The following is a 13,038-nucleotide window of genomic DNA, read 5'->3' on the forward strand; positions in this document are numbered from 1 at the left end:
GGCGCACAGGTATTGCCTGATCGCCAACACCTTGTGTCCGACGGGTAAAAGACGCAATCGACGCATTGGACTCTACTGTCCTACCTGTCCCGGTTGCAGCACCTTGCTGAACAGCACCTCGCCGCCCTCCTGACGCAGCCGCACCGTCATCTCCCCGCTTCCCCCGTCGATATCGATCTCGCCGAAGTACTGCGGACTCTCCGCGGGAGAGGTGTTGGCACGGTCCGGCGCCTTGATGAACGGCTGCTCGGGCCCGAATGTTCCGTCCAGCTTCACCGCCTGGAATCCACCCGCGTTCAACGGGCCCGACACGAACTCCCAGAACGGCGCGAAGTCCTTGAACGCGGCCCGCTCCGGCGCGTAGTGCTGCGCCGCGGTGTAGTGGACGTCCGTCGTCAGCCATACCGTGCCGGTCACCCGGGCGTGCTTGATGTGCCGCAGCAGTTCGGCCAGCTGCAGCTCGCGCCCCAGGGGCGCGCCCGGATCGCCCTGGGCCACCGCCTCGAAGTTGGTTTTGCCGTCCGGGACGACCAGACCCAGCGGCATATCGGAGGCGATCACCTTCCACACCGCAGCGGAGCGGGACAGCTCGCGCTTGAGCCAGCGCAGCTGCTCGGCCCCCAGAATGCCCTGCGGGTCGTCGGTCTGCCGGTCCGGCGAATTGGCGTTCCGGTAGCGGCGCATGTCCAGTACGAACACATCGAGCAGCGGGCCGTGATGCACCACGCGGTAGACCCGGCTGCCCCGGTCGGGCCGCAGCGTCCGGATCGGGAAATACTCGCTGAACGCGCGCAGCGAGCGCGCGGACAGCACATCTGTCTCCTTCACCGTGTACCGGTCGTCGTCGAGCAGTTGCCCCGGATACCAGTTGTTGTGCACCTCGTGGTCGTCCCACTGGGTGATCATCGGCACCTGGGCGTTGAAGCGGCGCAGGTTCTCGTCCAGCAGGTTGTAGCGGAACGCACCGCGGAACTCCGCCAGCGTCTCGGCGACCTTGGCCTTCTCCCCGGTCGTCACATTCCGCCAGATCCGGCCGTCCGGCAGCGTCACCCGCTCGGAGATCGGACCGTCGGCGTAGATGTTGTCGCCGCTGCACAGGAAGAAGTCCGGATTCCGGCGCCGCATGTCCTCGTAGATGCGGTAGCCGCCGCGGTCCGGGTTGATCCCCCAGCCCTGCCCGGCCAGATCCCCCGACCAGTGAAAGCGCACGCCCTCCCGCCGCCCGCCGCCGACCCGGCCGGAATCTCTCCCGGCATCCGTGGGGGTGCGGCCCGCGGGCGCCGTGCGGAAGGTGCCGGTGACCGGCTCGCCGGACCGCCGGGGATCGTCCGGGTCGGCGAGCAGCACCCGGTAGTGGATCTGCTCACCGGACGGCAGGCCGTGCAGCGAGGTCACGCCGGTGAAGTCCGTCCCCGCCCCGGTCACCGGGCCGTGCCAGGTCCTGGCGTTACGGAACGACTCGGTCGCCGCGGTCTGCACGACCATCCGGGCCGGCCGGTCGGACCGTACCCACACCAGACCCGACGAGGTGGTCACATCCCCCACCTGCACGCCCCAGTCGGCGCTCGGCCGCCCGCTGCGGGCCTGCGCCGGTGCGGCACAGGAGATTGCGGGCAGCGCCAGTGCCGCCGAGCCGGCCGCCGCGCCCTGCAGCAGCGACCGCCGTCCGAAGCCGCCGCCGGATCCCTGCGCCATCTCCAACCTCCATGCTCGCCCGACTTCACTGCCGCCCCGTTCGTATCGCTGTCCGGTGCCCGGCAGTCGAACGGACGGTGAACAGCGGCCCGTTCGACTCCGCGGGCCGTCCGTCGGCCGGGAGTGGGTCTCCGGTCCCGGCCCTGTGGCTCACCGGACCAGGGCCATGGTCGCAAGACCCCCGGCCGATCGCCAGGATGTTGCCGGGACGTTTACGGTCCGGGTACGCGCGTTCGGTGCAACGGCGGCCGCCGGGTCGGTCGGGCGGGGTGGTCGGGCCGTACGGGGCGCTCGGGACGTACTGGGGGCTTGGGACGCATGGGATGCCCAGGACGCACGGGATGCCCGGGACACGCAGAGCGCTCGGGACGCTCGGGGCACCCGCCCCGGAGCGCCGCAGAGGTCTTCGTGCCGCCGCGGGCCGGGGAAGCCGGCACTCCCGCTAGGAACTTCCCCGGCCGACGGTGTCGAGGACGACCCGCGCCACCAGCGCCGGGTCGTCGTGCATCGGCACATGCCCGCAGCCCGGCAGCCGTACCAGCCGCGCGCCCGGAATCGTGTGCTTGGCGCGTACGCCCTGTCGGGGCAGCAGCAGGCGGTCCCGGCTGCCCCAGCCGATCGTCACCGGGACGTCCGGCACATCGGCGGTGAACCGTACCTCCCGGCCGGCCGCCAGCGTCGGCGCAAAACCGGGGCCCTCGCGCAGCGCCCGGGTCTCCGCCACGACGGCCGCGGCCGAACGACGGCCGGGGTGGGCGTAGATGGTGCCGGTCAGTGAGGCGCGGCCGAGTGCGGTCCGGGCCAGGGTCTCCACCACCGGCCCGGGCAGCGCCTGCGCCCCGGCGTACATGCCGCGCAGCACACCGAAGGCGTAACGCCGCTCGGCCCGGGTCCAAAAGCCCGCGGGCGAGAGCGCGGTGACCGACCGGACGGCCCGCGCGCGGCCCAGCTCCAGGGCGAGCAGCCCGCCCAGCGAGTTCCCCACCACATGCGGGCGGTCGGCACCGAGCTCCTTGAACGCGGCGATGAGCAGCGGGACGACCGACGACAACGCGTAGGAGGAACCACCGGGCAGTGCGGGGGAGGCGCCGAAGCCCGGCAGATCGAGGGCGATGACCTCATGGGACGCGGCCAGGATGTCGCACACCGGGCGCCAGGCCTGGAGATGGTGGCCGATTCCGTGCAACAGGACGACGGGCTCGCCCGCGCCCTTGCGCTCGTAGGCGACCGTGAACGGCGGCCGGTCCTCGGGGGTGACACGGGCGAAGGAGACCGGGGTGGCCATCAGAACTCCTCGGGGTGCGGTGCGTGCGGTGGTCCCGGGCGTGCGCTGACGCGATGCCAGGTGTGGCTACTGAGCGGTATGGGGCCGCCGGGACGAGTCCGCGAGACGCCGCAGGTCACCGCAGCCGGGACTTCGAAGGCAGCCCTCAGACCGCCCGCGATGCAGCCGGGACTTCGAAGGCAGCCCTTAGACCGCCCGCGATCCGGAGCAGCCGCTGTCTCCCGTGGCCAGTTGAGCGGCGGCGCGCAGACCGGTCCGCGGGCCGGCCAGCACCGGCACACCGACATCGAGACCTTCGGCGGCCGGCGCCATGGAGGCCTGCGCCAGGACGATCACGTCGGCGTCCCGGATCTCCCGCGCCGCGGAGGCGACCGCCGTGAGATAGCCGTCGCGGTCGCCGGCCTCGAAGCGCTCCCAGGCGTCCGGCACCAGCACGGTACGCACGCTGATCTCGCGGACGGCCCGGTCGGCCTCCTGCCTGATCAGGTCCTCCGTGGGGACGAGGGTGCTTTCCACCGTGGCGAGTACGGCGATGCGCGGGCCGGTGGCGACTGCGGTCGCGGCCATCGGGCGGTCCACCCGCAGGACGGGCAGGCCGAGCGCCGCACCGGCCGCCTCGGCGACCGAACCGATCGTCGAGCACGTGCACAGCGCCACCCGTGCCCCGTCGCGGGCCGCCCCCGCCAGGTCGGCTTCGAGGTCCTTGGCCACGGAGTCGGGACCCTGCGCCCTTGCCCGGTCCAGGAGTTCGGGGCGTACGAGGTGATGGAGCGTCAGGCCGGGGGCCTCCTCGTCGCGCAGTGCGTCGAAGACCGGGACGTGAACGGGAGAGGTGTGCAGGAGGGCGAGCATGCCGGTGACGGTAGCGGGTGGAGTGGGGAAGGGCGTCGGTGGGGCGGCCGGTACGAGTGGTCGGGACGGGCCGTCGCGCCGATCCGTAACGGATGCCGGATTGGTCTTGACCAAGGGTGGGGGCGGCCATATCGTCGGGATACTGCAACAACCTTTCATAAAGAAACGCTCATTATCGGGTGTGCCACGCAGGCTCGCGAAGAAACGGGCGTGCAAGCGGGCCCGCGAAGGCGGCGTCTGGGGTGTGGGCCCGAGCCCACGGGGGCGCAGAACCGGCAACGGCCAGTGCGGAGGACAGGGTGGGGACCACGCAGCTCGAAACGGTGCCGGAGCCGAAGTACTGGCACCTCAAGACCGTGCTCAGCGAGGCACTGGACTCGGAGTTCACGGTCGGCGAGATTCTGCCCAACGAGCGTGAACTGGCCGCGCGGTTCGGCGTCGCCCGGGCCACGCTGCGGCAGGCGCTCGAACAACTGGAGCTGGAAGGCAGACTCCAGCGCCGCCGCGGTGTGGGCACCACCGTCGCACCGCCGCGGATCGGCGTAGCCGTCGACCCCGTCCGCCACACCTGGCCCGGCGCCACGGGCGACGACTGGCAGCCGCTCGACGCCGTCGAGAGCGATACGGTGCCCGCCGCGGTCGCCGGCCTGCTGGCGACCGCCCCCGGTGAGCCGGTGCACATCGTGCGCCGCAGCCGGGTCACCGACGGCCGGCCCGTCGCCGCCGAGCTGCTGTACGTCCCGGCGGCCGCGCTCCCGGACTGCGCGCCGGCCGCCTCGCTCGGCGCCCCGGCCCGCGCCCGCGCGGTGCTGCACGCGCTGCAGACGCTGGAGCTGGACGGCCAGGACCGTACCGTCGAGCTCGGCTCGGCCCGTGCGGAGGACGCCAAGCAACTGGACCGGCTCCCCGGCGCGCCCGTCCTGGTGGTCACCACCCGCTATGTCTCCGGGGGCCGCACGACTGCCGTCGCGGTCTCCACCTACCGTGCGGACACCTGCCGCCTGACCTTCGGCGAGAGCGACGCGGTCGCGCTGCTCGCGGGCTGAGCCGCCCCGACGGCCGAGGTAGCCGGCTTCCGCCGGACAGCGGTCCGGTGGGGGCCCGTTCGCGTGCGGTCGTGGGCCGGGGGGTCGGATGGTGGCCTGCCAAGCGCGGCGGGGCCCCGGCGGAGCTCCGTACAGGCTGCGGTCGTCGGTGCGGGTCGCTGCGGGTCGCTGCTGGTCAGCGGCGTCCCGGCACCACGTCGTGGCGCGTGGGGCGGGCCGTCACCGTGCCCTCCACCGCGAAGAGTTCGCCCTCCACATGATCGAGCGCGAGCCGCAGTGCCCCGGTGGCGACCGCCGCCTCGCCCAGCCGGGACAGGGCGACCTGCGGCGGGCGCAGGCAGTAGCGCGCCAACTCCGCGCGCAGCGGCTCCAGTACGCGGTCCAGCCCCGCCGCCCAGCCGCCGATCACCACCAGCTCCGGGTCGAGTGCCAGCACCAGGGCCGCGACATCGTGCACCAGCCGCCGCAGGAACCGGTCGACCGCCTCCCGGGCCTGTGCGTCACCCTCCCGCGCCGCCGCGAAGACCGCTGCGACCTGTGCCTCGTCCAGGGGATGCAGCGGCTCGCCGGTCGTCGACAGCAGCCTCTCCGGTGTCGCCTCACGGCCGAGCAGGTGCAGGGCACCGATCTCTCCGGCCGCCCCGCCGAATCCGCGGTGCAGGCGTCCGCCGATCAGCGAGCCGGCTCCCGGGCTGAGTCCGGCCAGCACGAAAACGATGTCATCGGAGCCGATGGCGGCACCCTGCCAGTGTTCGGCCACCGCGGCGGCGTTCGCGTCGTTCTCGACCAGCACCGGGCAGCGGAACGACCGCCGTAGCCGCTCACCGAGCGGCAGACCCGTCCAGCCGGGCAGCGCCGTGCTCAGCCGGACGGTGCCGTCCGCCTCCATGATGCCGGGGCCGGCCACACCGACGGCCCGCAGTGAAGGCCGGGGCACGCCCGTGCGGCGCAGCAGATCGGCCACCACGGCGCGGACCCGCTCCAGCCGCTCGTCGGCCGGTGCGCTCTCCTCCACGGGACGTTGAGCGGAGTCCAGCACCCGCCCGCTCAGATCGGACAGCAGGGCCGCGACGCGGTGCGGGCCGATCTCGATGCCCAGCAGATGCCCGGCCTCCGTACGGAACCGGAACCGGCGGGCAGGACGTCCCTGGCGGCGGGTCCCGCTGTCCTCGGCGACCGCCTCGACCACCAGACCGGTCTCGATGAGCCCTTCGACCACGCCCTCGACCGTCGGCCGGGACAGGCCCGTCACCTGGACGAGGTGGGTGAGCGTGGGGGAGTCCGCGGCGCGCAGCGCATGCAGCACCACAGCGGAGTTGATCCGTCGCAGCAGGGAGGGGTCCCCGCCGGTGAGCCGCCCCAACGTCCGTCTCCCTCACTTCGCGTGTGGGGCGGATCGTAGCCGGTCACCGGAGGGGCGGCGAGTCCCGCGGGTCGGCCGGGCGGGCGCGGGAGCCCGGCCCGGCGCGCGCCCGCGAGAGAGAGCGGCGTAGGGGCGGCGCCTTCGCCGGCAGGGGTGGGGGCGGGGGCGAAGGCACCGGTGGTCGGCTCCGGTCAGCGTTGAGGGTTGGTGGCGTTGGTGCCGCTGTTCCCGTTGATGTCGTTGACGCCGTGGGCATCGTTGGCGTCCGCGATCTCCTCGCCTGCGACAGGAAGGACGAGCCGGGACGGGTGGTGGAGCGAGACCTCGGCCGGTATGAGCCGGGTGGCCGTCGCCGGAGGCTCGCCGGTGCCGGTGTTGCGGGCGAAGCGTGGGTGGGCGCCGCCGCTGACCTGCAGGCGGATCCGGTGTCCGGCGGGGAAACGGTAGGCCGTGGAGCTCATCGCCACCGTGACGGCAGCCGGGGTGGCTCCGGTGGTGTCCGTGGTGGGGCCGGGCCGCAGTCGTTGCAGGCCGTCGCAGATGTTGGTCGAGCGGCCCCGGTCGTCGACGTCGCAGAGGCGAGCGAAGACATCGGCGTGACCGGTGTCCGTGGTGACCCGTAGCTCCACGCCGACCGGTCCGAGGAGGTGGACCGGCTCGGTGAGCGGCGCGGTGGTGAAGGTCAGGACGTCGTCCCTGGCTTCCAGCGCGGTGTTGTCCTGGTACCCGGCCTTGCCGGACAGCAGGGGGCCGCCGACCGAGGGCGTCGGATCGGCCGGGTCGTAGCGGAAGGACACCGGCGCCGGGGCATTCTCGGGCATCCGGGTGCGCAGAGTGCCGTCGCCGTCGAGGTACCAGTGGTGGGCCGTCGTCGCCGGGGGCCAGTCGGGAAGGTCCTGCCATGCCTGCCGGCCGCCCGTGTGCACCCGCGCCTTCGTCGTCCGCAGGCGGGACGGGTCGTCGCACAGATGGGCCCGCAGCCAGCCGAGGCTTTCGGCGAAGACCTCGGGCCAGCCCTGCTGCAGGGCGGAGTTGTGCGTCCAGGGACCGACGAGCAGGCTGCTCTCGCAGCCGGCCCGCCGCAGTCTGCCGTACTGCTGCAGGGTCTGGTCGAGGGCCACGTCATGCCAGCCGGTGATCAGGCTGGTCGGCACCCTCAGGTCCTCGGCCACGGACCCCAGGTCCACCCCGTGCCAGTGCGCGTCCTCCGGTTCGGGGCGGGCCATCGCCTCCTCCAGGAACGGCACCCTTCCGCCCAGGCCGGGCACATAGGCCGTGCCGAGCGGAAGGGTGCGCGTGATCGTGCGGAAGTGGCGCTGCAGCCGCAGTGCGGCCCGCAGAAACCTCGGTACGCCCCGGTGCTGATGGACCATGCCCATGGAGGTGGCAAGGGCGCGCTCCAGCGCGAAGGCGCCGCCGGGGTGGAAGTAGCCGTGCAGGTCGTGCAGGCCGACCTGGATCACCATCGCGCGCAGTTCCGGCGGCGGGTCGGCGGCAAGCGCCCACTGGACGTAGCCCAGGTAGCTGGCGCCGATCGTGCCGAGTACGCCCGTGAACCAGGACTGCCGGCGCAGCCAGGCGACGGTGGCCCGGCCGTCGGCGGCCTCGTGGTGCCACAGGTCGAAGGTGCCGCCGGACCCTCCGGTGCCGCGGCAGCTCTGCAGGACGACGTGGAAGCCCTGTTCGGCGAAGAGCACGCCGTACATCGGCGCCCACGGGAAGCCCCGGCCGTACGGCGAGCGGACCAGGAGCGTGGGGAAGTCGCCCTCGGCCAGCGGGAAGTAGTGGTCGGTCAGCAGCGCACTGCCGTCGGCGGCGGGCACCACGAGGCCGGGCTCGTAGGCGATGTCGTGGAGTTTGGGCGGCAGGCCCCGGAAGGTGTGCCGCAGGGCGCGGATGCGCAGGGGTGGCTGCTTCGCGGACGCGTGATGCGTGGCCGTCGTCATGGTGCCTCGATTCCTGGAGCGGTCTCCGCCATATTTCCAGTACGTTGTACGATAATAGCGTGTGGTGGGATGGCTCCAGGACTGAGGAGAGGTTGCCGTGGCCCGTACAGGAGGCTCATCAGGCCGTCATGCCGGGGTGGATCCCGAACTGCTCTGGTCGCGGGCCGAACGCCCGCGCCGGGGCAGGCCGCCGGCGCATGACCGCGGCGCGATCACCGCCGAGGCCGTTGCCCTCGCCGACGCCGAAGGGCTCGCCGCGGTCACGATGCGCGCGGTCGCGGGCCGGATCGGCGCGGGAACGATGTCCCTCTACAGCTATGTCCCCAACAAGGAGACGCTGCTGGAGCTCATGATCGACCAGGTGAGCGGCGACCACCGGCTGCCGCCCGGGCCCTCCGGCGGCTGGCGCGCCGACCTCCGGCGGATCGCCCACGAGCAGCGCGCGATCATGCACCGCCACCCGTGGCTGCCCGGCGCTCTGCCCGCGCAGCAGACGCTCGGCCCGAACACCCTCGCCGTCTGGGAGCACACTCTGGCCGTCCTCGCCCCCGCCGGCCTCGATGCCCGGGCGAGGCTGGAGACCTTCAGCCTGCTCACCGGCTTCGTGGCCAGCCACGTGCTGTACGAACTCGCCCAGGAGAGGGCGGTCGAGGCGGCCGGCCGCACCTCCGGCGAACTCCTCGACGCGCAGGCGCGCTACCTCAAGTCCGCTGCCGCCGCGGGCAGCTTTCCCCACCTTGCCGCGGCGCTGGAGGCGACGGGCGACGACCCCACCCCGCAAGCCGTTTTCGACCGCCTCCTCGACCGCATGATCAACGGCCTTACGGCGGCGACGTGACCCCGGTACCGGAGCTCCCGCCGGGGTGCCCGCCGGAATTCCCGCCGGGGCGCCCGGCTGCGGCTGCACGGTCCGGGAGAGCCAATTGTCAGACCCGGGCGGTTTACTGACGGCATGACCACTGACGCGTATCTGGCCGCCATCGACCGGTTGCGGCTCCGGGATTTCCCCGCCGGCCCGGCCCGGTCCGCCATGGTCGAGAGCGGGCCGGGGTTCCACATAGCCGGTCTGCGGGTCAGTCAGGAGTTCTGGGACGCGGACCTCGCCGAGGTGGCCGAGGCCGCGGAGGAGTTCGAGGCCGAGCTGACGGCGCTGGTGCAGGCTCTGTCGTTACGGTGGGGCGAGCCCGAATCGTTCGATCTCGCCGACCACCTGGAACGGTCGGCGAGGGGCCTGCCCGTCCCGCCACCGCTGGACACGCTGTGCGGATATGTCCCGCGGATGCACGGCTGGCGGGTCCAGGGCCGGTGGATCGGGGTGGGCGTGGGGCAGGGCGACCGTGAGCTGCCCTTCCAACTACTGGTGGCGGTGGGGGAGGGGGAGCCGAGGTGACGTAGAGGCGGTGTCGCGGGGGCGCCGTACCGCGGTGTCAGCGGGGGAAGACGGGGGCGAGCGCCGCGGTGACGAGCCGGTGCGGGGCGCCGGTGCCGTCGGCGGGGACGGTCCACAGGTCCGAGCCGAAGTCGCCCGGCAGGGAGTAGACCAGAGTGTGGTCGTCGCGCCAGACGGCCTGGTCGTCGACGTTGCGGTGTTCGCCGGTCGGCCTCTCGCGCAAGGTGCGCAGATCGAGGACGTACAACCGCCAGGGAGCGTTGGGGTCGGCGCCCTTGACGCGCTTCTTGTACGCGAGCCGGGTGCCGTCGGGGGAGAGTGAGGGGCATTCGACGTTGGGGTGCAGCGCCCGGAGGGTGCGGGTGGTGCGGTCGCCGCGGACGAGGTAGGTCTTTCCGGCCGTGGCGGCGGTGGCGTAGAAGTGGGTGTCGTCGGCGAAGGTCACGCCCCAGACATTCACATCGGCCGCGTGCACCCGGCGCCCGTCGATGGTCAGGGCATAGGTCTCCAGGTTGGCGTCCAGGTGCCGGCCGCGGGTGTCGACGACGGAGGTGCGGGTGGAGAAGGCGGTGCCCGCGTAGGAGTCCCCGCTGACGAAGACCGTCCAGGCGACGGTACGGCCGCTGGGGGAGACCCGGGCGCGCGTGGGGGTGCCGGCCAGGTCGTAGTGGCGCAGCGGACGCAGGCGCTTGTCGAGGACCACGGCCCGGTAGGTGTCGCGGAGTGTGCCGTGGACCGCCTGGAGACAGACGCCGGTGCCGGCGGCCGCGTGAAAGCGCAGGCAGCGGACGCCGGATGCGGTGCGCGGGCCGGTGAGCCGGTCTGCCGGGACGGCGGTGATCTCGTCCCGGTGCGGGCCCCAGGCCATGGTGCGGAAGAGGCTGCGGCGCGGGTCGTCCAGGCGTACGGCTCCGGAGGCGACCGGGGGGCCGCCCGCCTGGGGGCGCTCCTTGCGGGCTGCGCGCCCAGCGGCGTGCAGTGTCGCGCCGACGGCGACCCCGCCGAGCACGAGCACGGTGACGAGCAGGAGGAACAGGCGTGCGCCGCGGCTCAAGGGAGTGCGGCTCAAGGGAGCGTCGCTCGAGGGGATGTGGCTTGAGGGGGTGCGGCTCACCGTGCGTCCTCCGAGGGGGAGTTCGAGGCCCGTGCCGGGACGGCACGGCGCAGGAGGCCGGCGCTGACGGCCGCGGCGAGCGCCAGGCCGATGGCAGCGGTCAGGAGGGCGGTGCGGTCACCCCAGGCGGTCCAGGCGGCGCCGAAGGCGAGGGAGCACACGAAGCGGGCGGCGGTCTGGCCGGTCTGCACCACGGCCAGACCGCTGCCGCGGGCGTCCTCGGGCACCGCATCGGCGGTCGCCGCCGCCAGCACTCCGTCGGTCGCCGCATAGAACGAGCCGTGCAGCACCAGCACGGCACAGACCAGGGCCGCCCCGCCGGCCGACGGCACCAGCAGCCCGTAGGCACCCAGCAGCGCCAGATGTCCGGCAAGGAACAGCCGCCGCCGGCCGATCCGGTCGGCGACGGCCCCCAACGGCACCGCCAGCAGCAAGAACGCCGCGGCCGTGCCCAGCGGCAGCAGCGGGAACCAGCCCGTCGGCAGCTCCAGCCGCCGCTGCAGGGTCAGATACAGGAAGGAGTCGCTGACGGTGGTCAGCCCCAGCAGCACCGCACACCCGGTCAGCCGGCGCACCTCCGGCCGCCGCAGCAGAGCGCGCACCGGCGTCCGGGGCCCGGCCGGGGCACGGTCGTCAGCGGCTCCTGCGGCATCCGGGAGGCGGCGTGGGACGAACAGCAGCAGGACGACCACACCCAGTACGGCCACACAGAAGCTGACCGTGAAGACCGCGTCATAGCCTTCCGCCGCCACCCGCAGCAGCACGAACGCCACCAGCGGCCCGCACAGCGCCCCCGCCGTGTCCATGGCCCGGTGCACCCCGAACGCCCGCCCCCGGACGGCCGGTTCGGCGGCCAGGGAGATCAGCGCGTCCCGCGGCGCGGTCCGCAGCCCCTTGCCGGTACGGTCCACCGCCAGCACCGCTCCGATCAACGGCAGCGAGTGCACCATCAGCAACAGCGGTTTGCACAGCGCGGAGAGCCCGTACCCCACCGCGGCCACCGTCTTGTGGCCGCCACCCCCGCCCCGGTCCGACAGCCGGCCCCCCACCAGCCGGACCAGCGCGCTCACCCCGTTGTAGACCCCGTCCAGCACCCCGAACCCCCAAGGCGACAGGCCGAGTTCGGCGACGAGGTAGAGCGGTAACACGGCGGTGACCATCTCCGAGGAGATGTCCGTGATGAGGCTGACGGTGCCCAGCACGAGCACCGTCGAGGGGAGCGCGGCCCCGGCGCGCCGACGCGGACGGTGGTCCGTCGTGGCGCGCCGGTCACCCGGCGGAGCGGAGGCCGAGGAGGTGGAGCGGCGGTCCGCGAGATACACGTCAGCCGGCCCAGATGCCGCTGATGTCCTTGGCGTCGGCGGCGTTGCCCGCGTGTGAGGTGCCGTACATGTCCTCGAGGGTGCGCAGGACGTCGTAGTGGTTGTAGGCGGTGGCGGAGGTGGCGCCTGCCTTCACCGGCTGGCCGTAGAGCGCGGTCGGGATGCGGTTTCCGCTGAGCCGGTTGTCCTCGTCGAAGGTGAGCAGCAGCAGGCTGTTGTGGGTCTTGGCCCAGTCCGCATAGCTCTTGAGGTGGTCCTTCAGCCAGGTGTCACCGCTGGCGACCGAGCAGTCGTGCATATCGCTGCACAGATTCGGCACGACGAAGGAGACGGTCGGCAGCGTCGAGAAGTCGGAGGGAAACGCGTCGAAGGTGTGCGCCGAGCCGGTGGAGACATTGCCGAAGCCGAACCACGGGTTGTGCTTCTGCGCGTACTTGCCGCTCTTGCAGGTGGTGGACCCCTCGGACGGCAGCGACTCGTTGTAGCTCGCCCAGGACTTGCCGGCCGCCGTCAGCTCCGAGGCGAGGTTCGGGGCGTCGCTGAACCCCGGGTCGACGCAGCTGTCGTCGGTGACGCCCTGGGTGTCACCGGAGAAGAGGGCGTAGTAGTTGGGCTGGCTGGGGTGGGTCTCGGCGTAGGACGCAGTGAGACTGGCACCCCCGGAGGCCAGGGAGTTGATGTACGGGGCGCCGGAGCTGCCGATCACCTGGCCGTAGGCGTGGTTCTCGAAGACCACCACGACCACATGGTCGGGGGTGGGCACGGCGGCCGCGGCCGGCTCGGCGCCGAAGCCGTTGCCCGCCCAGACGCCGAGTCCGGTGGTGGCGAGGGCGAACGCCCCGGCGAGCGCGGTGACTTTGCGACGGCGGGAGCGTCGGATGCGGTGGGAGGAGGGGGACGCTGCGGCGGAGGGGGACGCGGAGGGGGCAGGCACAGGAGTCTCCGTAGGGGAGTGGGGGCTGCGCGGGCGGCGTCAGAGTAGAGCCGTCAGATAGGCATGTACATGCCTTCAAGGTGACGGCCGG

Annotated in this window: 11 protein-coding genes; 3 read left to right on the top strand and 8 right to left on the bottom strand. The window is 72.9% G+C overall.

The genetic code is table 11. The annotated features are described in order from the left end of the window. Window positions 1-72 precede the first annotated feature (72 nt). The 3 genes from ABR737_RS40610 to ABR737_RS40620 all read right to left on the bottom strand — a co-directional run bounded on the left by ABR737_RS40610 (window position 73) and on the right by ABR737_RS40620 (window position 3,832). Window positions 73-1,695, bottom strand: coding sequence for an alkaline phosphatase D family protein (locus ABR737_RS40610; RefSeq protein ID WP_350256164.1), 1,623 nt, complete (start codon window positions 1,693-1,695; stop codon window positions 73-75). Window positions 1,696-2,137: 442 nt separating this feature from the next. Further along, complete coding sequence (locus ABR737_RS40615; protein WP_350256165.1) at window positions 2,138-2,980, bottom strand: alpha/beta fold hydrolase; 843 nt, start codon at window positions 2,978-2,980, stop codon at window positions 2,138-2,140. Between the two features lie 186 nt (window positions 2,981-3,166). Then, entirely contained in the window at window positions 3,167-3,832 is a 666-nt protein-coding gene (locus tag ABR737_RS40620) for an aspartate/glutamate racemase family protein (protein ID WP_350256166.1), read from the bottom strand. 299 nt (window positions 3,833-4,131) lie between these two features. On the opposite strand from ABR737_RS40620, the gene ABR737_RS40625 reads away from it, so the two are divergent. Next, window positions 4,132-4,878, top strand: a complete 747-nt coding sequence (locus ABR737_RS40625) for a GntR family transcriptional regulator (RefSeq protein WP_350256167.1) — start codon at window positions 4,132-4,134, stop codon at window positions 4,876-4,878. 175 nt (window positions 4,879-5,053) lie between these two features. Here ABR737_RS40625 and ABR737_RS40630 read toward each other — a convergent pair whose 3' ends face one another. Together ABR737_RS40630 and ABR737_RS40635 are read right to left on the bottom strand one after the other, a co-directional pair. Next, window positions 5,054-6,241 (bottom strand): ROK family transcriptional regulator, encoded by a 1,188-nt coding sequence (locus tag ABR737_RS40630; RefSeq protein WP_350256168.1) that lies wholly within the window; start codon window positions 6,239-6,241, stop codon window positions 5,054-5,056. A 191-nt stretch (window positions 6,242-6,432) separates the two neighbouring features. After that, window positions 6,433-8,187 (bottom strand): CocE/NonD family hydrolase, encoded by a 1,755-nt coding sequence (locus tag ABR737_RS40635; protein ID WP_350256169.1) that lies wholly within the window; start codon window positions 8,185-8,187, stop codon window positions 6,433-6,435. A 136-nt stretch (window positions 8,188-8,323) separates the two neighbouring features. Between ABR737_RS40635 and ABR737_RS40640 the strand changes: the two genes are divergently transcribed. Next, window positions 8,324-9,025, top strand: coding sequence for a TetR/AcrR family transcriptional regulator (locus ABR737_RS40640; RefSeq protein WP_350257112.1), 702 nt, complete (start codon window positions 8,324-8,326; stop codon window positions 9,023-9,025). A 114-nt stretch (window positions 9,026-9,139) separates the two neighbouring features. Further along, window positions 9,140-9,577, top strand: coding sequence for a hypothetical protein (locus tag ABR737_RS40645; RefSeq protein ID WP_350256170.1), 438 nt, complete (start codon window positions 9,140-9,142; stop codon window positions 9,575-9,577). Between the two features lie 37 nt (window positions 9,578-9,614). Here the strand turns inward: ABR737_RS40645 and ABR737_RS40650 are convergent, their stop codons facing one another. Genes ABR737_RS40650 through ABR737_RS40660 form a run of 3 tightly spaced genes read right to left on the bottom strand, consistent with a single transcriptional unit; the run spans window position 9,615 to window position 12,893 of the window. Continuing rightward, on the bottom strand, window positions 9,615-10,631 hold the full coding sequence (locus ABR737_RS40650) for a TolB family protein (RefSeq protein WP_350257113.1): 1,017 nt from the start codon (window positions 10,629-10,631) through the stop codon (window positions 9,615-9,617). Between the two features lie 56 nt (window positions 10,632-10,687). After that, window positions 10,688-12,013, bottom strand: a complete 1,326-nt coding sequence (locus ABR737_RS40655) for an MFS transporter (RefSeq protein ID WP_350256171.1) — start codon at window positions 12,011-12,013, stop codon at window positions 10,688-10,690. Between the two features lies 1 nt (window position 12,014). Beyond that, window positions 12,015-12,893: an alkaline phosphatase family protein gene (locus ABR737_RS40660; RefSeq protein WP_350257114.1), complete on the bottom strand. Its 879-nt coding sequence runs from the start codon at window positions 12,891-12,893 to the stop codon at window positions 12,015-12,017. Window positions 12,894-13,038 lie beyond the last annotated feature (145 nt).

Source organism: Streptomyces sp. Edi2, from assembly GCF_040253635.1.
Lineage (GTDB): Bacteria > Actinomycetota > Actinomycetes > Streptomycetales > Streptomycetaceae > Streptomyces.